The sequence below is a fragment of the Pseudoalteromonas sp. PPB1 genome, from assembly GCF_015356275.1.
Taxonomy (GTDB): domain Bacteria; phylum Pseudomonadota; class Gammaproteobacteria; order Enterobacterales; family Alteromonadaceae; genus Pseudoalteromonas; species Pseudoalteromonas rubra_D.
The window spans coordinates 38373-59420 of sequence record NZ_JACEQV010000022.1; the positions used below are offsets into that span (position 1 = coordinate 38373).

Annotated in this window: 15 protein-coding genes and 1 pseudogene; 7 read left to right on the top strand and 9 right to left on the bottom strand. The window is 48.9% G+C overall.

What is annotated here, in order from left to right:
* Positions 1 to 46: 46 nt before the first annotated feature.
* From IY568_RS18885 to IY568_RS18900, 4 genes are all read right to left on the bottom strand, one after another.
* The gene (locus IY568_RS18885) at positions 47 to 748 is read right to left on the bottom strand and encodes a hypothetical protein (RefSeq protein WP_194868402.1); all 702 of its coding nucleotides are present in this window, start codon (positions 746 to 748) and stop codon (positions 47 to 49) included.
* A 73-nt stretch (positions 749 to 821) separates the two neighbouring features.
* Positions 822 to 1340, bottom strand: a complete 519-nt coding sequence (locus IY568_RS18890; protein WP_125563577.1) for an NUDIX hydrolase — start codon at positions 1338 to 1340, stop codon at positions 822 to 824.
* Positions 1341 to 1425: 85 nt separating this feature from the next.
* On the bottom strand, positions 1426 to 2478 hold the full coding sequence (locus tag IY568_RS18895) for an aldo/keto reductase (RefSeq protein WP_194868403.1): 1053 nt from the start codon (positions 2476 to 2478) through the stop codon (positions 1426 to 1428).
* Between the two features lie 41 nt (positions 2479 to 2519).
* Positions 2520 to 2672, bottom strand: coding sequence for a hypothetical protein (locus IY568_RS18900; RefSeq protein ID WP_194868404.1), 153 nt, complete (start codon positions 2670 to 2672; stop codon positions 2520 to 2522).
* Between IY568_RS18900 and dinB the strand changes: the two genes are divergently transcribed.
* The 3 genes from dinB to IY568_RS18915 all read left to right on the top strand — a co-directional run bounded on the left by dinB (position 2671) and on the right by IY568_RS18915 (position 7358).
* Positions 2671 to 3741, top strand: a complete 1071-nt coding sequence (gene dinB / locus IY568_RS18905) for a DNA polymerase IV (RefSeq protein WP_125563573.1) — start codon at positions 2671 to 2673, stop codon at positions 3739 to 3741. The two genes, IY568_RS18900 and dinB, sit on opposite strands and share 2 nt — an antisense overlap.
* Positions 3742 to 3984: 243 nt before the next feature.
* Positions 3985 to 5676, top strand: coding sequence for a carbon starvation protein A (locus IY568_RS18910; protein ID WP_138538656.1), 1692 nt, complete (start codon positions 3985 to 3987; stop codon positions 5674 to 5676).
* Between the two features lie 149 nt (positions 5677 to 5825).
* The gene (locus tag IY568_RS18915; protein ID WP_125563569.1) at positions 5826 to 7358 is read left to right on the top strand and encodes a M17 family metallopeptidase; all 1533 of its coding nucleotides are present in this window, start codon (positions 5826 to 5828) and stop codon (positions 7356 to 7358) included.
* Here the strand turns inward: IY568_RS18915 and IY568_RS18920 are convergent.
* Both IY568_RS18920 and IY568_RS18925 read right to left on the bottom strand, forming a co-directional pair.
* Positions 7355 to 8989 (bottom strand): methyl-accepting chemotaxis protein, encoded by a 1635-nt coding sequence (locus IY568_RS18920; protein ID WP_194868405.1) that lies wholly within the window; start codon positions 8987 to 8989, stop codon positions 7355 to 7357. The genes IY568_RS18915 and IY568_RS18920 overlap by 4 nt on opposite strands.
* 211 nt (positions 8990 to 9200) lie before the next feature.
* Complete coding sequence (locus IY568_RS18925; protein ID WP_228553452.1) at positions 9201 to 11417, bottom strand: S9 family peptidase; 2217 nt, start codon at positions 11415 to 11417, stop codon at positions 9201 to 9203.
* A gap of 186 nt (positions 11418 to 11603) precedes the next feature.
* On the opposite strand from IY568_RS18925, the gene IY568_RS18930 reads away from it, so the two are divergent.
* Positions 11604 to 12002, top strand: coding sequence for an HIT domain-containing protein (locus tag IY568_RS18930; protein WP_125563563.1), 399 nt, complete (start codon positions 11604 to 11606; stop codon positions 12000 to 12002).
* Positions 12003 to 12036: 34 nt separating this feature from the next.
* On the opposite strand, the gene IY568_RS18935 is transcribed toward IY568_RS18930, so the two are convergent.
* A complete protein-coding gene (locus tag IY568_RS18935) occupies positions 12037 to 13722 on the bottom strand; it encodes a dipeptidyl-peptidase 3 family protein (RefSeq protein ID WP_194868407.1) in 1686 nt (561 codons plus the stop codon).
* A gap of 325 nt (positions 13723 to 14047) precedes the next feature.
* On the opposite strand from IY568_RS18935, the gene IY568_RS18940 reads away from it, so the two are divergent.
* Entirely contained in the window at positions 14048 to 14887 is an 840-nt protein-coding gene (locus tag IY568_RS18940) for an HDOD domain-containing protein (protein WP_010382808.1), read from the top strand.
* A 46-nt stretch (positions 14888 to 14933) separates the two neighbouring features.
* On the opposite strand, the gene rdgC is transcribed toward IY568_RS18940, so the two are convergent.
* Both rdgC and IY568_RS18950 read right to left on the bottom strand, forming a co-directional pair.
* Positions 14934 to 15842, bottom strand: coding sequence for a recombination-associated protein RdgC (gene rdgC / locus IY568_RS18945; RefSeq protein WP_010382806.1), 909 nt, complete (start codon positions 15840 to 15842; stop codon positions 14934 to 14936).
* Positions 15843 to 15946: 104 nt separating this feature from the next.
* Positions 15947 to 17707 carry a sensor histidine kinase gene (locus tag IY568_RS18950; protein WP_125563559.1) on the bottom strand — a complete coding sequence of 587 codons (1761 nt, stop codon included), beginning with the start codon at positions 17705 to 17707 and terminating at the stop codon, positions 15947 to 15949.
* Between the two features lie 217 nt (positions 17708 to 17924).
* Between IY568_RS18950 and IY568_RS18955 the strand changes: the two genes are divergently transcribed.
* Positions 17925 to 18290, top strand: a complete 366-nt coding sequence (locus tag IY568_RS18955; protein ID WP_194868408.1) for a response regulator — start codon at positions 17925 to 17927, stop codon at positions 18288 to 18290.
* A 337-nt stretch (positions 18291 to 18627) separates the two neighbouring features.
* Positions 18628 to 21044 (top strand): annotated as a pseudogene (gene thrA, locus IY568_RS18960) (bifunctional aspartate kinase/homoserine dehydrogenase I).
* Positions 21045 to 21048 lie beyond the last annotated feature (4 nt).

Sequence of the window (21048 nt, forward strand, 5' to 3'; positions counted from 1 at the left end):
GTTGGTGCACAGTGTTGGGCAAACATACATTGTTAAGCTTGTGTGGTCAGCGTTTTTTATTCAGCCACTTGCCCATAGCAGCATCATAAGCATCCGAGATAGCTGTTTTGTCGCAGGTGCTGCTTGCGGTAAGCCAGTTTTTAGCAAACCCTTCAGGTGGTGGGTTGTTTGGGTCACCCTGAACCTCTTTGTAACACCGGTCTCCTTCTCGATATTCCGTGAAAATGTGGTTTTTCGATTCAATCTGTCGCAGAGGTTGGTTCAAGGTTTGATGTGACTTAGGTACGCCGAGGCGTTTTGGCTGGGTATTACTGCGTGGTGTCTGACGTATCACAGGCTGATTTAGCATTTGCTGGCGCAGACGTGACAGGCCCAGAGCTGGATCGATACGTTTATAGGGTTTGTTGACATGTGCTTTGGTTTGTTGAACCTGTGGCTGAGGGTCAGTGTGAGTCGTGGGGGTAGTCTTGGTAGAGATGATATGTGATTCGGCCTGTTTTGTTTCGGGCACTGGCTGCACCGAGGCTATCTGCTGCTCAGATGCCTGTATGGGCTCAGTGGGTGGCTGTGATGGTTGCTCGGTATCCCTGGGGTCCTGTGTGCGTTCAGGCGGTGAGACGATCAAGTAGGTTTTAATGCTTGGTTGAGGCGTGCGGACAGGTGCCACAACTGTTTGTTGAGCCAGCAGCCATAGTAATATTGAGTGACAGGCAACGGAAATGACAATTGCACTGAGCCATGAACGCATCACTTTTCCTTAGTGTTTTGATTTTCTTATTTTGTTTTTCTATCCAAAACATACGTATGACTCAGGCTAGGGGTTAAAAGTTCAGTTGCATTAATTCTTTGGCAATGAGCTTGAGTAAGCGGGTTTCTCTGAGCAGAGATTGTCCTTGCTTATCGCTATTTGCCAGTACGGCTTCATTGTGGGCAATGGCTTCGGTGATCTCCACCCATTGTGGTTGCATACCATTGCTAACTTCATAATGCTCCATTTCTGGCTCATCAAATTCCCCGCAAATTTCACACTGATAGCAGTGCGAAACTATGTGTACATTGTCATAATCGGGCTTGTACCAGTGCTGATATTCTTCGTATATACCAAAGGGCGCGATGTTGGTTACAGAGCGGGCACCGGTTTCTTCTTTGACCTCGCGTACCAGCGCGTCTGTGAGAGACTCTCCTTCGTCAACCCCACCACCGGGTAAGGTGTAATCATCATAGCGCTGGGTGTAGAGCAACAAGATTTGCGATTGACGGGTAATAATGGCTCGTGTTGCAGGCCGGGTGAAACTGGTACCAGGTAAAGGCACAGCTGGGGCTGGATTAAGAACGCGCATGGCAGAGTCCCGAAAAAGCGCTGAGTCTACCACATTTCGATTCAGACAGCAGCGCCCGAGCGGAACCCCGTCGGGCGCGTATCTGTTAATAGGGCAATGGATACGCTTTTAGCACCGTATCAATTTCGGCCAACGCCTCTGGTGGCAGAGTCAAATCAAAGGCTTTGATATTTTCCTTTAACTGCGTCATCGTTGTTGCGCCTATGATGGTAGACGTCACGCCATCGACCTGGTCGCACCAGGCCAGTGCGAGCTGAGATGCGGTGATGTTGTGCTCTTTGGCAATCTCGACGTAGGCCGCCGTGGCTTCTTGTGCAAACTGAGTGTCCCGGAATAAGCCGTTGCGTTGGATCAAGGTCCAGCGCGATCCCTCTGGTCGTGCACCTCCCAGGTACTTACCTGACAAAGCGCCTCCGGCAAGTGGCGACCAGGGCAGATAGGCGATGTCTTCATGGACACAGTTTTCTATGATGTAAGGCCAGTCTTTAGCATGTAACAGATTGAACTCATTCTGAATTGATACCGGTCTTGGCAATTGGTGTTGATGCGCCAGTTGCAAGTAGGTGTTTATGCCCCAGGGTGTGTCATTGGACAGTCCCCAGTGACGAATTTTACCTGCGTCCATACACTGTTTGAGTGCACCCAGTATCTCTAACATTTCTGTTTTGTGCTGTTCCGTTGATACATCACTGAAAGTGATCATGCCGGGCCAGTGTTTAGAGAAATGGGGGGAAGTCCGATTTGGCCAATGTAGCTGGTATACATCAATGTAATCGGTATGCAGTCGCTTAAGGGAAGCATCGACAGCGGCGACAATGGCTTCGGCCGTGATGGGGGCACCGCCACGGATCCAGGCTAGCCCTGAACCGGCTATTTTAGTGGCGATGACCATATCCTGACGCTTTTCAGGGTGGCGACGTAACCAGTCCCCGATAATTTCCTCGGTCTTACCATAGGTTTCAGGTGACGGAGGAACGGCATACATCTCGGCAGTGTCGATAAAGTTAACACCCTGTGCAAGTGCATAATTGATTTGCTCATCGGCGTCATGCTGATTATTTTGCACGCCCCATGTCATGCTGCCCAGACAGACACGTGATACCTCTAAATTGGAATGACCCAGGTGGCTGTACTTCATAAATGCTCCTTGTGTTAAATAGGTCTGGCGGCTCAGTTTAGTTATGCACTGATACGCGGCCATTGTCTGACCAGTTTAGAGTATTTGGCCATAAAATACAGGTGAGACGCGATGACAAAAAACACACAATCATATTGCCATACTGAATTTCTTTGCCCATAATGACTGTATAAATAACCAGTTGTTAAGTTCATGCGTAAGTTTATCCATGTTGATATGGACTGCTTTTATGCTGCCGTAGAGATGCGCGATAACCCAGCGCTGGCCAATGTGCCGATTGCGATTGGCGGGAATAGCCACCGTGGCGTGTTATCAACGGCCAATTACATCGCGCGCCAGTATGGTGTGCGCTCTGCCATGTCTAACTACAAGGCTAAGCAGCTGTGCCCTGAGCTGGTGATTGTGCCCGGCAGGATGGCGGTTTACAAAGCGGTGTCTGCGCAGATCCGCACGATTTTTGCCCGTTACACAGACCTAATAGAACCACTCTCCTTGGACGAAGCGTATCTGGACGTTACGGAGTGCACTTTGTGTCAGGGCAGCGCAACGTTAATTGCGCAGCAGATCCGCAACGATATCTATCAAGAAACGGGCCTGACTGCTTCTGCGGGCATTGCGCCCATTAAATTCCTGGCCAAAATCGCCAGCGACGAAAATAAACCGAACGGCCAGTATGTGATCACCCCTGACGACGTGGATGTGTTTATTGACACTTTGCCGCTGAAAAAAATCCCCGGCGTGGGCAAAGTGACACATGAAAAACTGCTGGCAATGGGATTGCAGTATGGCCGCGACGTTAAGGCCAGCAGCAGAACTCAGATGACAGAGCGGTTTGGTAAATTCGGAGATGTACTTTGGCGGCGTTGTCAGGGCATTGATGAGCGTAAAGTGGAAACTGAACGTATTCGTAAATCGGTCGGTGTTGAAACCACGTTTGAAAAAGACATACAAGATCTGGATGCACTTAAGGACGTGCTTCGCGAGCGGCTGCTTCCTGAATTGCAGCGGCGTGCTGAGCCCTATCGCGGCACGCGGACCTTTAACAAACTGGGGGTTAAAGTGAAGTTTTATGATTTTACGCAAACCACCAAAGAGTGTCAGTATCATGAGATTGATGAAGGGGTGCTGTTCACTTTGCTGGAGCAGGCCGTTGAGCGCTTTGGCAGTAAACCGGTCAGATTGATAGGGATACAGCTGGGGTTAGGTGAAGTGGCATCCGGTCAGGCTCAGTTGGGCCTGTTTGATGTTCAGACCTTCGACTAAAAGATAACAATGACAAGGCTCTGTGATCACACGGCGGTGTGCTAGGGTATAGCCTATCCGGCTAAATTCAGACTTATTTAGCGCAATACAATCTCGATAGCACATAGCGGATCACCTGACGACCAGATACTGTCTGAGTCGCTGGCTTTGCCGCGTACTGCAATATGGCTGAATTGCACGGGCAATAACACACTGATATTTAGCGGACATCAAGAACAACAACAGGACAACAGGGGGAATACAATGCAGTCAATCATGATCGTGCTGTTTGGCATACTTGGTATGCTGTTTGGCTGGTTTGTCTATTCAAAATTCATCGCCGAAAAAATATTTAAAATGGACGATAAGTTCGTTACACCGGCGCATGAGTTAAATGACGGGGTAGACTATGTACCGACTAACAAAGTGGTGCTCTGGGGGCATCATTTTACATCCGTAGCAGGGGCCGCACCTATTGTTGGCCCAGCCATTGCTGTCTACTGGGGTTGGGTCCCCGCGGTTTTATGGGTGGTGTTTGGTACCATCTTTTTTGCGGGTGTGCATGATATGGGCGCACTTTGGGCTAGTGCGCGTCACAAAGGCAAGTCGATGGGGGCGCTGTCAGAAACTGTTATAGGTACACGCACGCGTTCATTGTTTATGATTGTGGTTTTCCTGGTACTGCTGATGGTGAATGCCGTATTTGGGGTCGTTATCGCCAATTCCTTTGTGGCTAACCCCAGTGCTGTGTTCCCTGCTTGGGCCGCCATTTTGGTGGCGCTGGTGATTGGCCAGTTACTTAAACGTCAGGTGCCACTGGTACCCTTATGTGTGATTGGGGTCGCCATTCTTTACGCCAGCATTTACGTGGGGTCGGGTATGCCACTGGCGTTGCCCAGCGAATTGTTCGGGTTGGCCGATAAAGCCAATTGGATTATTATTCTGTTTATTTACGCGGCTGTGGCGTCTTTATTACCTGTCTGGATGTTGTTACAACCGCGCGATTTTATTAATGGCATGCAGCTACTGGTAGGGCTGGTATTGCTGTATGGTGCGGTATTTGTGGTGATGCCGGATATCACGGCACCCGCTTTTAATACGCAAACCGCGATTGATACGCCAAGCATCATTCCTTTATTGTTTGTTACCATCGCGTGTGGTGCCGTTTCCGGCTTCCATGGCATTGTATCCTCTGGTACCAGCTCGAAACAGCTGGATAAAGAAACCGATGGCCGCTTTGTCGGTTACCTGGGGGCCGTGGGCGAGGGCTCATTGGCATTGATCACGCTGGTGGCCGTGAGCGGCGTCATGCTGGCAGTGTCACCTGAGGAATGGCACGAAATTTACAGTCACCTCGGCGCGGGCAGTGTCGGTGCATTTATCCAGGGCGGGGCTAACCTGATCAGCAATGGTTGGGGGCTGTCGGTAGAGATCGCATCAACTCTGCTTGCGGTCATGGTGGTGTTGTTTGCCGGTACTACCATGGATTCTGGTGTGCGTTTGCAGCGTTATATTATTCAGGAATGGGGTGAAATTTATCAACTCAATGCCCTGAAAAACGGTGTGCTTGCAACCCTGGTGGCAGTAGGCTGCTGTTTACTGCTGGCATTTGGTGCAGGTGGTGCGTCGGGCAGCGGCGGTATGATCATCTGGCCTTTGTTTGGTTCGACCAACCAAATTCTTGCCAGCCTGACCTTGCTGGTGATCTCTGTGTATCTGATGAAGCTTGGGCGTCCGGCAAAATTCACGCTGATCCCGATGATGTTTGTGATTCTGATGGCCTTTTTTGCCGGGCTGATCAAGCTGGGTGAGTACTATGAGCAGGGTAACTGGTTGCTGGTAGGTCTGGACATAGTGGTTCTGGTTGTCAGTGTATTGGTGATGCTGGAAGCCTGGTCTGTGGTCAGTAAGCTCAAATTACAAAAAGACAGCGGCGCAATATCACAGTCGGATTAACGATTACTTTGCGGCTTAACAGGGCGTGTCAGTGTGTCATACGCTGACGCGCGTTCTGTTATGTCCCGGCAATTACCCCTATGGTATTGGCTCTTGCGGACAAATAACCGATAATCAGCCCAGCATTTTAATAACCAAGGGCTGATTATATGTCTTTTCCTCTCGCTCTGCCGGTCAGTGACTGGCAAGTTCAGGACGCCGATGCTGTTATCGTCGTCACCTCCGATGTGTCAGATCTTTCTGTTGCGGCATTAAACAGTGCGGTCGCCCCTTATCTTGCGGTTGACGCACGATTACACAGCAAAGCCAGCTTACTGCTGGCTGAAGGTGTACCTGGCAAGCGCCTGATCGTGTCACCAACAGGCCCGCTTAACCGTGACTATGATGACGTGCGACGCTTTTTTGAAGCGGGTAAAGCCGCTGTGCTGGAAGCCAAAGCAGCCGGTGCAGTTAAGCCGGTATTGATGGTGGCTGGGGTACCTGGCGATGCGCGTTATCAGAATGCTCTTGAAGTGGCTTACCTGGGAGCGTGTCAGGCGTTGTGGCAACCTCTGGAAGCCCGTGAATATCGTGGACCAGCGATCGAACCTGTTGAATCTATTGCTCTGTTGGGGGCTTCTGAAGAGCAATGTCGTCAGTTAAACGCTATGGCAGCGGGTCAGTATGCAGCCCGAGACTTGTGTGGTACGGAGCCGGAGCGCATGGCACCCCCTAAGTTTGCAGATTACTGTGTTGAGCTATTTAAGGACACATGTGTCAGCGTTGAAGTCGTGTCAGACCCGGCTACCATAGACAAAGACTACCCGATGCTGGGCACCGTTGCGCGCGCATCTTATGCGGTAGAGCGTCACCACCCGCGTGTTGTTAAGCTCGTCTATACACCACAAGGAGACATTGAGCGCACCTTGATGTTTGTTGGTAAGGGCCTGGTTTATGACACAGGTGGTGCCGATCTGAAAGTTGGCGGGTTTATGGCGGGCATGAGCCGTGACAAAGGTGGCGCTGCCTCAGTCGCCGGCTTTATGAAGTCCGTTGCAGACTTTCAACCTAAAGGCGTAAAAGTGATCGCGTACCTGGCTGTGGTGCGTAACTCGATTGGCTCTGATTGTTTCGTCCCGGATGAAATCATCACCACGCGTGAAGGCGTGAAAGTGCGCATTGGTAACACGGATGCGGAAGGCCGTCTGGCAATGGGAGATTTGTTGAGTGAGCTTAAAGATATGGCCACTGAGGAAGTGAATCCTGAGCTGTTTACGGTGGCTACACTAACCGGACACGCCGCCCGAGCGATGGGGCCTTACAGTGCTTATGTTGAAAACGGCCCGGCGCGTGCACAAAAGGTATCTCGTCAGCTTGCTGATATCGGTGATCTGTGGGCTGACTGTGCTGAGGTATCGCGCAGTCGTCGTGAAGATTACGATTTCGTGCAGCCACGTACTCTGGCGGATGATGTTTTGTCGAGCAATAACGCTCCGTCGGCAGTGACTGCGCGTGGTCACCAGTTCCCAATGGCCTTCCTGGCTATTGTTGGTGGACTGGACAAGCACGGCTGTGAGTCTGACTTACCACTGCCTTATGTCCACATGGACATCGCGGGCAGTGGTGTTGAGGGAGGTGACTGGCAACATGGTAAGCCAACAGCCGCCACTGTCAGCAGTTTGTTTGTGCGCTACTGTCTTTAAACTTTAAAACCTTCCACAATCTGGGCAAGCTGATGGCTTGCCTGTTTCAGCTCTTTGCTAGCCTGAGACAAGGTTTGGGTAGTGTCGAGTGAATGATGGGTTGCGTCTGACAGGTCGCTAATACGCACATTCACATCGGCAGCTGCACTGCTTTGTTCATCCGTCGCACGCGCGATCAGGCCGTTCATTTCCAGAATGACGGTGATCAGACGCTCAATTTCACTCAATGCCTGCTCAGCCTCGTGGACCTGACTCACGGTATTGGCAGAAAGACGTTGACTGTTTTGCACGGCATCAACAGCGGCCTGAGCGCCTTTTTGTAACTTTTCAATCATGGTCTGGATCTCATCGGTACTTTGTCCGGTGCGACTTGCTAGTGTACGTACTTCGTCTGCCACGACTGCAAACCCCCGACCTTGCTCTCCGGCTCGGGCAGCTTCGATGGCGGCATTCAGTGCGAGTAGGTTGGTCTGCTCCGAAATACCCCGGATCACGTCCAGCACTGAGCCAATATGCTGGCTCTCTTCTGCCAGTGCCTGCGTCACCACACTGACCTCTTCAATGGTGTCTGATAGCGTACCTATGGCACTGATGGTGGCACTGATGGTGGTTTTACCGGTTTCACTGGTGCGCATTGCATCTCCGGCTGCCTGCTCTGCAGCCTCAGCATGTTGGCTGATCTCTTTGATTTGGGCACTCATTTGCTCAACGGCTGTTGCGACCTGGCGACTGCTGTCATTCTGACGTTCAATGTATTCCAGGTTTACCTCACCCGTGTCATCTACGCGATCGGCCAGTGCTTCTACTTCTGCGGCGTTGCCCGCGACCGAGGTGATCGAGCGGCGCATTTTACTTGTATAGGCATTAAAAAAACGAGACAGGCGTGAGATCTCATCACGGCCATGCTCATCAAGTTGCTGTGTCAGGTCGCCCTCACCCTGAGAAATGTCTCGCATCATGTTGGCAGCTGCACGCATCGGTTGTAACACGCTATTGCCGATGATAAAGCTTAGAATTATCAGCACGATGAGCAGTGCGACGATATTAAACAGCATCTGATTGCGCAGTTGAGCAAATTGCTCGTCGATATTATCAAGATACACACCAGAGCCTAAGATCCACTGCCACGGAGCAAAGCCTTTTACATAAGAAATCTTGTCGACGGGTGCAGACTTGCCGGGTTTGGGCCATTTGTAAGGCACAAAGCCATCTCCCTGACTATTAACAACGGCCACCATTTCCTGAAACAGCGCAACTCCGTCTGGGTCTTTACTATCACGTAGTGACTGGCCATTGAGTTGGGGTTTAAATGGGTGCATCACCATGCGAGGGTAATGATCATTGACCCAAAAGTAATTGTTTTCATCGTATCTGAGGTCTTTCAGTGCGCTCAGAGCGGCGTTTTTGGCCTGACTTTCGCTGAGTGTACCGATGAGCTGTGCCTGATGAAAGTGGGCGATCAGGCTATGGGCTGTTTCTACCAGGTTCTTGGTTTTTTCGTATTGCTGTTCACTCAATGCCTGATATTGCTGCTGCAAATTCATTATGCCCAGTGCGCTCAGGCCAAGCACGACGACGCACACCAACATCGCAAGGCGGCCAAATATGGTGAACTGTCTTAAAAATGCCATAGCACCTACTCCTTTTTAAAGCACAAGATTGTGCACTGAATCAGCTATGATTGCGTATTCTGCAACAAGGTCAGAGGTAAAACTTGTTCTAAATCAAGTGAATAATATATTTACAGTGGAAAGCTTAAGGCAATTAGCTATTTGTCGAATAGTGACAGAGGGTGTTTGTGCGTATAAGTGACACGGGCCAGCGATGGCCCGTGTTTGAGTGTTACTTCACGTCAAAGTGACGATTAAAGAAGTTGGTGATGGTCTGATGCAGATGCGTCTGCACTTTTTTACCACGCAGGCTGTGCTTAGAGCCCGGATAGGTCATCATTTCAAAAGGCTTTGCTTCATCTTGTAATTGTTTGAACAGCTTCGTGGCATGAGTAAACAACACGTTGTCATCCGCCATCCCGTGATAGATCATCAGCGGGCCTTTCAGACCGTCTGTGTAGGGGAATACCGCGCTTTGCTCGTAGCCTTTCGCATTGGTTTGTGGATGTCCCAGGTAACGTTCAGTGTAATGCGTGTCATACAGTGCCCAGTCTGTTACTGGCGCGCCAGACACGCCCGCCGTAAAGTAATCACCTGCTTTAAACATAGTCATCAGTGCCATATAACCGCCATAACTGTGGCCATAAATCCCGATGCGTGACGGGTCGACATAATCCAGTGTGCGTAAAAATTCCACACCACGGATCTGATCGGCGACTTCCACTTCACCTAAGTGCTTGTAAATGGGGTCTTCAAAGCGTTTGCCTCGATTGTATGAACCACGGTTGTCCAGCTGGAAGACGATGTAACCTTGCTGCACCATATACTGGAAATAAAGGTTTTTACTGCGCCAGCTATTGGTAACACGTTGGGCATGCGGACCACCATAAACATTGACGATCACAGGGTATTTTTTGCCTTTTTTAAGCTGTTTAGGCTTAAACAAACGGTAGTGCATCAATTGCCCATCTTCCGCTTTCAAAGTGCCATACTCTGGTGTCGACAAATCATTCAGGAAAGGCGTCAGCGGATGTTGATCATCGAGCTTATTTTGTTCCAGCCAGGTAATGAATTCGCCATTGGCTTTACGCAATGAAACCGATGTAGGTTGATTTACGGACGATTTACTGTCGATAAAAGTGCGATTGTCTTCCGCCATTACCACTTTGTGATAGGCACCGGCTTCTGTGATCCGCTCAATGTTGCCTTTTTTGAACAATGGGACTGCATACAGATGGCTTTCCAGCGGGGTATCTTTGCGACCAGAGAAGTAGACCAGGCCCTTTTTCTCATCCACGCCCTGAAGCTTTTCGACAATCCAGTCGCCCTGAGTAAGCTGACGAACCAGTTGGCCACTGGTGCGGTACAAATACAGATGCTTATAGCCATCGCGCTCTGAGGCCCAGATAAAGTGCTTTTTGTCTTTTAAAAAGTGCAGATCAAAATGCAGATTGATCCAGGTGTCGCTGGTCTCTGTCAGGGCGACGCGTTGTTGCTTGCTGTCGGCGTTGTAAAATCTCAATTCCAGCTTTTGTTGAGCGCGGTTTTGCCACTGATATGACAAGGTGGTGTCGTCTTCCAGCCATTTCGCTCGGGCAATGTAGATGTCTTTTTCTTTACCCAGGTCAATCCAGTTCACTTTCTGATCATTCAGGGTGACTACACCCAGATCGATGCGGACATTATCCGTGCCAGTAAACGGGTAGCGTTGGTTAAACAGTTTGACTTCATCGGCATAAATTTCGTTGCGGATGGCTTCTTGTACCGGACTTTCGTCGATGCGGGTGAAGGCAATTTTGCTTTCATCTCCGGCCCACCAGTAGCCTGTCATACGACTCATTTCTTCCTGTGCAACGAACTCTGCCATGCCATTTTTAATCACGCCACCACCGTCTTTGCTCAGGCGGATCTCTTTGCCGGTTGCCAGCTCCAGAGCATACAGGTCTTGCTCTCGTATAAAGGACACATAGTTGCCTTTAGGAGAGAAACGGGCATCGGTTTCAAAGGCTTCAGTATCGGTCAGCTTGCGGCTTTTACCTGAGCTGAGCTCATAATAGTAAAGGTCACCATTGAGTGGGAAGAGCAGTGCTTTACCATCTTTAGACCATTTGTATTCGAGGATCCCGCGACCAAAGATACGTTGCCTTTCACGGCGCGCCTTTTCTTCGTCTGACAAGGTTTCAGGGCCAGAGAATAAGGCCTGGGAATCGACCAGCAGACGATTTGTGTCGGCCTTAATATTGTATTCCCATAGATCGTAGCGGTTGTAGTCGTCTACTTTGCCCTGCAGGTAGGTTACCCGAGTACCATCGGGTGAAAACTTAAGGTTAACAGGGGCCTTACCTGCCAATGAGGGGTCATCGAAAATACGTTCCAGCGTCAGCGGCTGGGCCACAGTAAACTGGCTGGTGGCCAGCAAACCGGTGGCAAGCGCGGCATAAGATAGCAAATTGCGCACAGAGTCACCTTTATAATTGTGTAATGTTGGATTGAACACCCGATGTTAAAGACTGTAAATCCTGATGGCAAACAAATCCGATGGGTGTGGTGGCAGACAAAACGTTGTCGTATCGGGTCGATTTTATGTGGCAAGTTAGTTACAGTGAGCTCATCAATAATGAACTTAAAAAGACCAATGAGTACATTTCAACTGGCGCCGGAACTGGTGCGTGATTGTATTGAACTGGCCGACTGGCCATTGTGTAAATTGCTATTACTGAACGACAGTCAGTATCCCTGGTTTATACTGGTGCCACGTGTATCAGGCATGCGTGAGATCATTGATCTCAGTGCTGAGCAGCAACAACTGTTTTGGCAGGAGTCTGCCCAGTTAAGTCACTTAATTAAAGCCGTTTTTAACCCGCACAAATTGAATGTGGCCGCCCTTGGAAACATGGTGCCTCAGCTGCACGTTCATCATATTGCGCGTTTTGAGCATGATGCAGCCTGGCCAAAGCCTGTGTGGGGGTTGTTACCACCCATCCCTTATAGTGACCAGCAAATTGCCGAAATAAAACAGGCGCTGGATATTTAGCGCCTGTTTATCTGCCTAAATGTGGATTGGGATATTATAGTCCCAGTACCGCTTTACCTTGCTTAAACGTCACATCAACCGGAATGTTAGCTGCCGCCAGTTTGTCCAGATCGGCCTGAAGTTCCTCTTTGATGTCGCCATGGGTGGCCAGTAACTGATCGACTTGTTGGTAGTCACCATCACCTTGCAGTGTCAGGATCAGGTTAGACAGCTTTTCCATGGCAGCGCCCATTTTCTCCAAATCCACAGCATAAAGGCCATCCGCATTTTTTGAAAATGCGCCTTCCTGTTTGAAGAAATTAAACCGGATCATGTTGGCTTTACCATGGGCGCTGGATGCGCCAAAGCGCACAGAGCGGAAAATTCCGGCCATGAAGGTGACATAATAGTCTTCCAGCGTACCTTCGGTGATCTCGCCTTTTTTCAGCAGTTGTTCAACCATATACAGACCCAGGATATCGGCTTTGCCTTCTTCCAGGGCGCTGGCATGCTCTTGTAGTGACTGACGCACAGTGCCTTTACCCGTAATGGTATTTTTAATGCCCAGGCCATGCGCTACTTCGTGGAACATGGTGTTGGCAAAAAAGGCATCAAAGGTAATATGTTTACGTTGTGCCGGGACAATCAACTGTTCAGCAATGGGCACCAGGATCTTGTCGAACTTGGCCTGCATCGCATTTTTCAGCTGCAGACGACGCGTGCCCTTTTGGAGCTGAACTTCTTCATCGTTCGGCAAGTTAATGGCAATGGTTTTACTGCCGGCATTAGAGTGGCCGGCATAGTAAATGACGTCATACGCATTGAGGTCGGCATCTGAACCTGGCACTTCTTGCTTGTACTTTTCATCGACTGGTAATCCCTGCTGCAGTTCAGGCAGGAAAGCGGCAAATTTTGCCAGACGTTCACTCCAGGCCATGTCTTTGACAAGGACATAAGATTCGAACGCAGTACGATAACCAAAGAGCTGATCTTCGTAGGTTTCGATGGGACCAATCACCACATCGATGGAGTTATTTTTCATGTCCATCCAGGCGAAGTCAGAGGTTTGGTAACTATTATTTACCAGCGCGTCTGCACGTAAATTTAAGTATTTGGAAAATTGTTTATCCACTGCCAGTTTGCTGGCATCGCGCAATAGCTGAGCTGCCGTGTTTAATTCGTTCTGGTAGGCTTCGGAGTAGGGGACACTATATAGCTGGCCTTGTGCATCTCGTTTTATTAAAGAGTACAAACCTGCTTTGTCTTTTACGTCCGTCTGATTAAGTTCGGATTTACTGATGTCTCCAGGGTAGAACTCAGCGCCGGGTGCTTTGGCGTTAAAGCCACTCAGGAATACTTTGTCACCATTTAGGCGGTCCCAGGGACCATAGTTAATATCAGCGAACTGGCGTACCTTCGGGTCCTGAATATTGGCCAGAAACTCCATTTTATTCATGCCAAATGCTTGTTTCCAAAAAAGATCATCCATGATTTTAGACGCATCAATCAATAACCCCAGCATTTTTTTCTGGTTGTCATTGAGGTGTGACAGGTCGCTATTCAGGGTGACCTGGGTATAGATATCCAGTCGCTCTGGCGACAGGTCTTGTAGCTGATAGCCGCTGTGTGTCGTGCTCTGTTGTGCTTGACTTTCAGTCTTGGGTTGCTGTGGCTCAGAACAGCCGCTGAGTAGCATGCCACAAGCCAGCATGACCGCCGTGGATAAGAGTGCGCGTTTCATCATTTTTCCTTCATTTGGAGTGTTAGTCGGACCTTTACTGCATAGAGGCCGCTCGGAACATAGCAGCCTGCAGGGATCCGTATTATTATTTCGGTGCTATACCTTACATGAATTGACTGCAACTTGCTGCTGTTGCGGCACAAAGTCGCTGAATATTTTATTTTACTCAGCGCGTTGGAATTTTTTGTCTATCACGAATAATTTTTATACTTTTCTTAACTTACTCTTTAAGTTAGACAATACTAGTAACATGAACAGCACATTGCCCAGCGCCACAGGCAGTTGCTGCGCTCCAGAGGCCAATAAATTCGAGGATTGAACCAATATGTCTACTGAAAATGCCTTGTTGACGATTCTGATTGATAAAATAAACAATGATACCCTGGTACTACCTACCTTGCCTGAAATTGCTGTAAGGGTCCGGCAGGCTGCGGATGACCCGGAAGTTAATTTGATGCAAATGTCCGAGGTGATTTCTCATGATCCCGCATTGGCGGCACGTATGATTAAAGTGGCCAACAGTGCATTTCTGGGCCGTACTGTAAAAGTTAACACTCTTAATCAGGCCGTCACCCGGATAGGTTTGCGTCAGGTCAAAAATGTCGCCACAGCAATGGCGATGGAGCAGCTGTTTGTTTCGCAAAATAAGCTCATCAAAACGTATATGGATAAAGCTTGGCAGAAGACGCTGAAAGTGGCCTGTCAGGCGATCACCACGATGGACTTTTATCTGCGCATTAACAAACATACCTCGCTCAATAAAGACACCATTACGCTGGCGTCATTGGTATTCAATATCGGGGTACTTCCTATCCTGACTGAAGCTGAAAATCACCCTGAAGTCTTCGCCAATCCGAGCTTTTTAGCGCATGCAATCCAAAAGCTGGGTGGTCGCATAGGGGGGGCAATTATGCGCGAGTGGGGGTTCACGGAAGAGTTTGTTGAAGTCGCTGAAAGCTGGGCTAATCCAAACTATAAACCCGGGCATGTTTGTTATGTGGACTTTATCCGTGTCGGTGCCATTGTTGAAGGGATATTACAAGTGTCTGATAAGGCGGCGGCACTGCATGTCTACGAAGAGAAGGGGGTGCTGGGTTCAGTGGATATGTTTTATGATGATGCCTATCAGGACATGCTGAACGATATTAAAGCGGCATTTTCGTAATTATTAAAACGAAGTGGCTGGGGCATTTAGCCCCGCCTCTCAGACGCTACAGGTCGTCCTGGTCGCCGAGCCCTTGTGACAGCTCTTCCAGCAGCTCTTTGATTTCCTCAGAGACCAGAATAAAGTCTGCATCGAGCTTGACCGCCATGTCCTCTTTAGGAATGTCGGCATTTTGCTCTTTTAGCGTGTCGCTGAAACTCAGGCGCTTGATTGAGCCGTCATTTTGCAGGGTAAACTGCACGCGTTCACGCCAGTCCATACCCAGTTTAGTTACGCGCTTACCGTGTTCCAGGTGCAATTTGATCTCATCGCCGGCCAGGTCATGCTGTTTAAGTTTAACCTGCGCACCATTGTCATCGGCTTCTTGTAATTCGGCATCAGAGCCAATTGCAAACCCTTCAGGGACTTCGAATTTGGTGAGCCAGTCCGTCAGGAACAGATCCAAATCATAATTTGCAAAGGCTGGGACGATAGGCAAGGTGCCGAGGGATTTTCTCAGTAATGCGGTCAGTTCTTCCGCTTTATTGAAGCTGGCACTGTTGACGATTAACCAGCCATTTTTCTGGTCGATAAAAGCAAATTGTAGGCTGGACTTTTTGAATGCCTGAGGCAACAAGGTTGCAGTGATATTTTCTTTAATTTCGTCTTTTTCTTTTTTCTTAACCGGACGATTCTCTTCTTGCTCGATCGATTCGATCTTTTCTGCAACCATTTCATTGATCACAGAGGCAGGCAGGACTTTTTCTTCCCGCTTGGCACAAACCAGAATACAGTGCTGAGAAAAGTGGCTCAGGGTCTGGCCATGTTTGCCAAGGGCTTTGGTCCAGCCAAAGGTGCTCATGTCCTGGCTACCGCACGGACGAAATACGTCGTGCTCCAGTGCTGCTTCAAAGTCTTCCTGGGCGTAGGAGACGTCTTGTTTAAAACGGTAACAGATAAGATTGCTAAACCACATAGAACAGGTTCCGAAGAGTAAAATCGACCCGCATCATAGCAAATCGACATACCCTCGGGCAAAGGCTCAGCGCAGATATTTCGCCTTGTTGATATAGGCGTTCATTAACTGAACATAGCAATGTTCTTCTGTAGTTCTTTAGGGAACCTGATGTAATAAGTTAGTCCTCTGCCTTCTTCTGAATTGACTTCAATGTCGCCATTCAGGGTCTGCTTAACCAGGTTAAAAGTAATGTGTGTTCCCAGGCCGCTGCCGCCTTGCTCACGCTTGGTAGTAAAGAATGGGTCAAACAGTTTTTCAAGCTGCGCTTTGCTAACGCCTTTGCCGTTATCTTTGTAGACGATAAAGACGTCGTTGTTTTCTTCTCGGATCTCTATGTCTATGGTGCCCTGCGCAACACCTTCAAAGCCATGGATCAGGGAATTCATAATCAGATTAGTGAAAATCTGGCTGATGGCCCCTGCGGGCAGATGCAGGGTTAATTCTTCCGGGCAATCTACGTTGACAATGTGCGCGGTCTTTTTGAGTTTGGGGTGTAAAGAGCGGATAACTTCGCCCAGGTATTGTTTAAAGTTAATGGTGCGTACCGCTTCACTGGCCTGATCAACCGCAATTTGTTTAAAGCTGGCGACCAGTTCTGACGCCCGATCCAGGTTGGTGGTCAGTAAGCTGGTACTTTGTTTCGCCTCGTTGATAAATTCTTCCAGCGCCTTGGGTGAAAGAGTTTTATCTCGATACGCGGTTTCCAGTCTTTGCAGGCGCTCTTCCAGGAATGAGGTTGCCGTAACGCCGATGCCGACAGGGGTATTGATATCGTGGGTGATCCCCGCTACCAGGCCACCCAATGCAGCCATTTTTTCAGAGCCAACCAGACGTTCTTGAGCCATGTTGAGTTCATCAACATACTTTTCCAGCTCCTTCTGCTTAGTCAGCAGCTCTTCTTCGGTTTGGCGTCTGAGATCGATCTCTTCTGTCAGCGTCAGTTTTTGCTTTTCCAGCTCATATTTTTGTTGTTGCAGGTCCATCATAGCCTGTGACAGGTTAGATGTTTTACGCGCGACCTCTTGTTCTAACTGGATGTTGTGCTGGTCGAGTTTTTCATTACTTATTAACAGCTCTTTTTGCGCCTGGTCGAGTTTTTTTCGATAGTCGGCGATGCGATCAATGAGTTTGTTGAAGGCCTCTTCCATCACTTTGAGCTCGTTGCGCTCTGTGGTATCAATGTCTATTTTATGACCATCGACATTGTCGATTTCAAAATCGTCAATTTGTTCGGTTAGATCGGTGAGTGGTTCGGTGAGTAATTTTCTGAAAGCGAGCAAGAACAAGATAATCAAAAATGTGGTTTTGACCATCGCATTACCAATCAGAAAGTAAATAGAGATCATGATACGACTGAATACCACTTCCCGGCTTGAAAACAGCGTTACATCGCCCACTTGCGTGGCTCTGCCGGAAAACTCGAAGATCAAAGGAAAGGTATAGCCAAACAGACCTGACGGCGTATCTTCAATGAGCGCCTCCTCTTGTACGAGTTGTTGGCTGTAAAGCTCATGAATATTGAGCGACCGACCCAGCTGAGAAATGATCTCGCCGCTGTCGTCACGCACTATGATCCCTTCAATCATAGGGATGGCTAACAAGCCCTCAGCGGTAGTGACGGTTTGTTTGGTGTTGAGCTCCCAGATAGCGCGAGTCAGGCTGCGACTGAAGGTTTTTTGCAGCATAGTTAACTCATTGCGAATATAGTCTTTAGTGTTGACATATTCGGCCACCACTTGTCCGCAAGTCACGACAAAGGTGAGCAAAAAGTAAACCGACAAGACGTTTGTGAGCAGCTTCTTAGACAGACTTTTTTGCAGCATGAAGTGTTCTTTGCTCCTAACAACGAGTTTCTGCGCGCTTAATACACTTAAAGTTAGCCAATAAAGTGCTAAAAATAAATATTAATCTCAATCTGATATCGCAAGGAATTTGTTCCTTGGGCACTTACTGGATGGAGATTATTGTGTTATAAGTTTAACCACAACAATAACCTTTATCCCAAAACAGAACAATAAAGATTATTTGACAATTCACTCTATGAGCTACTCTGTATTAGTCTGTGACGATTCAGTCGTTGCCCGCAAACAAGTCATCCGTTGTCTTAACGGGATCATTGACGCTGATATATGCCAAGCCAATAACGGACACGAAGCGCTGGAGGTGCTGGCTGAACGACATATTGATTTATTGTGTCTCGATCTGACTATGCCCGTTTTGGATGGTATCGGGGTGCTCGAAGCGATCAAGCGCCAGGTGATTGAAACTTATGTCGTGGTTATTTCAGCCGACATTCAGGACGAAATGAAGACACGAGTTGCTAAACTGGGGGCGCTTGAGTTTCTGGAAAAACCGGTGAAGCCAGAATCCCTGCAGGCAACGCTCAGTAAGTTCGGGATCCGATAATAATCGGGTTAATGGTAAACGACCACTTCTTCCACCCACCTCAGTTTATATTGCTTTGTTCATCAGTTAATTCATTAATTTGACATAAACTTTGCGCGCTGCTGTACACAACTTGAGTTTTTTGCATAGTTTTTTGCAGTGCGAATTAAATTTTTGTGCTTGACAGTTTATTGATTGTTCAGGCAGTCTAAAGTCTATGAACAAGATTATTAACACCACGACCATTATTACCACCACCATCCTAACGGGATAGTGGCATAGGTCGGTGCGTATTCGAAAAGGCCTGTGCTCACTGCGAGCACAGGCCTTTTTTGTTTTTGGAATGAGGAAAATAAACATGCAAGTATTGAAGTTTGGAGGATCATCGCTGGCCGATTACGACTGCCTGCAACGAGTTCGTGAGCTTATCTTGACACAGGGTAACCACGAAGCCTTAGTGGTGTTGTCTGCACCAGGGGGCGTCACAGATAAACTGGTTGAGTTATGCGACCTGGCGCGTCAGGGGCAAAGTTTTAGTGATCAATGGCAAGCGCTCACAGCGCGTTTGAATGGGCTTAAAGTACAGGTTGAAGCTGAATTTGGTGACGTGACACATTGGCCCGATTTTACCGTGCTGGCAGACAAACTGGCGGGCGTAAAACTCCTTAAGCAATGCCCGGATGCGGTGCAAGCTTATGTGATCAGTTTTGGTGAGCGTGTGAGTGTGGCGCTGATGGTGGCGATGCTAAGTAAGCACAAAGCCCATTACCTTGATGCCACTGCCTGTATCGCGACAAATGACGCTTATCTGGATGCTGAAGCTTTGCTGGACGACAGCCGTGAGCGCTTTACGGCGCAATTACAGGCTCAACCGGCACAGTTTTACATCATGCCTGGCTTTACAGGCAGTAATAGTGCCGGTGAATTGACGACCCTCGGTCGTAATGGATCGGATTATTCTGCTGCCATTGCAGCGGCGTGCATTCAGGCCAATGTCTGTCAGATCTGGACCGATGTTGATGGTGTATACAGTGCTGATCCCCGACTGATTAAAAAGGCCACCAAAGTGAATCGCTTATCCTATAAAGAGGCGATGGAGCTGTCGTATTTTGGTGCCAAAGTCTTGCATCCTAAAACCATTTTGCTTGTGCCAAAGCAGGTGTGCCATGTGAAATAAAAAATACCCATGCGCCTGAGTTACCTGGATCTGTGATTGCGGCACAAGGTGGGGGAGACGAGCCAGTTAAAGCGCTATCCAGCCTTGACAAGCTGGCGATGCTAACGGTTTCCGGACCTGGTATGAAAGGCAAGGTTGGCATGGCGGCCAGAGTCTTCTCGGCGCTGGCCAAGGACAATGTATCGATTGTTCTGATCACCCAGTCATCTTGTGAGTTCAGTATTAGCTTCTGTGTTCATGAACAGGATTTGTCACTGGCATTGCAGGCACTGCAAACTGCTTTCGAACTGGAGATGCAAGCTCACCTGATCGAGCCAATCCAGGTACGTCGTTCGCTGGCGATCGTCACCCTGGTGGGTGATAACATGAAATCACACAAAGGCTTAGCCGCTAAGTTTTTTGTCTCTTTGGCGCAGGCACAGGTTAATATTGTGGCGATTGCTCAGGATTCTACCGAAAGTGCCATTTCTGCCGTGATCCAGGGCGAGCTGTGTCAGGATGCAGTCAAGGTTTGCCATGAAAACTTTTTCACCCATATTCCTTCAATTGACGTGTTCTTGCTTGGCTGTGGCTTAGTGGGGGCTGAGTTGATCGCGCAGTTACAACGCCAGCAAAGCTGGCTGGCGGAGCGTAACATCAAGCTCAACCTCTATGGGGTAGCGAATTCAAAACGCTGTTATCTGAATGAACAAGGGGTGCCTTTTGAGCACTGGCAGCAGGTGCTGGCCGATGCGCAGCAGGGCTTTGAGCTGTCAGAACTTGAGTCGTTTGTGCGCCGGAATCACCTAATCAATCCGGTGATTGTCGATTGCAGCTCGTCTCAACATCTGGCTGATCAGTATCATGACTTCCTCGCTGCCGGCTTCCATGTTGTTGCCGCCAATAAAAAAGCCAATACCAGTGACTATGACTATTACCAGGCGCTAAAACAGGTTGCGCAACAAAAGGGCCGACGCTTTTTATATGAAACCAATGTGGGTGCTGGGCTGCCTGTGCTCGATAACCTCCAGTTGTTATTTGGTGCAGGTGATGAGCTGTTGTCCTTCAGTGGCATTTTATCGGGTTCGTTGTCTTATATCTTTGGCGAGCTGGAAGATGGCCTGAGTCTGTCCGAAGCGACTGCGAAAGCAAAACAAAGCGGATTTACAGAGCCGGATCCGCGTGATGATCTGTCAGGCACGGATGTGGCACGCAAGCTACTTATTATTGCCCGTGAGTCCGGGTTGGCACTGGAGCTGGCTGATATCGAAGTTGAGCCAGTTGTGCCAGCTGACTTTGCTGCGGGTAGCTCAGTGGATGAATTTATGGCGCAGCTGCATCAGCAAGATGGGGCATTTGCAGATCGCATTCAAAGCGCGGCGAGCGAAGGCAAAGTACTGCGCTATGTGGGGAGTATTCAAGGTGGCCGCTGTCGGGTGGGTATTGAGGCGGTAGAGCGTTCACATGCGTTGTCGGATATCCGAGATGGTGAAAATGCGCTTGCCATATTAAGCCAGTATTATCAGCCCAAACCATTTGTGATCCGTGGTTATGGTGCCGGAGCGGAAGTAACCGCGGCCGGGGTATTTGCTGATATCTTGAAAACTCTGACGCGCTAGGAGT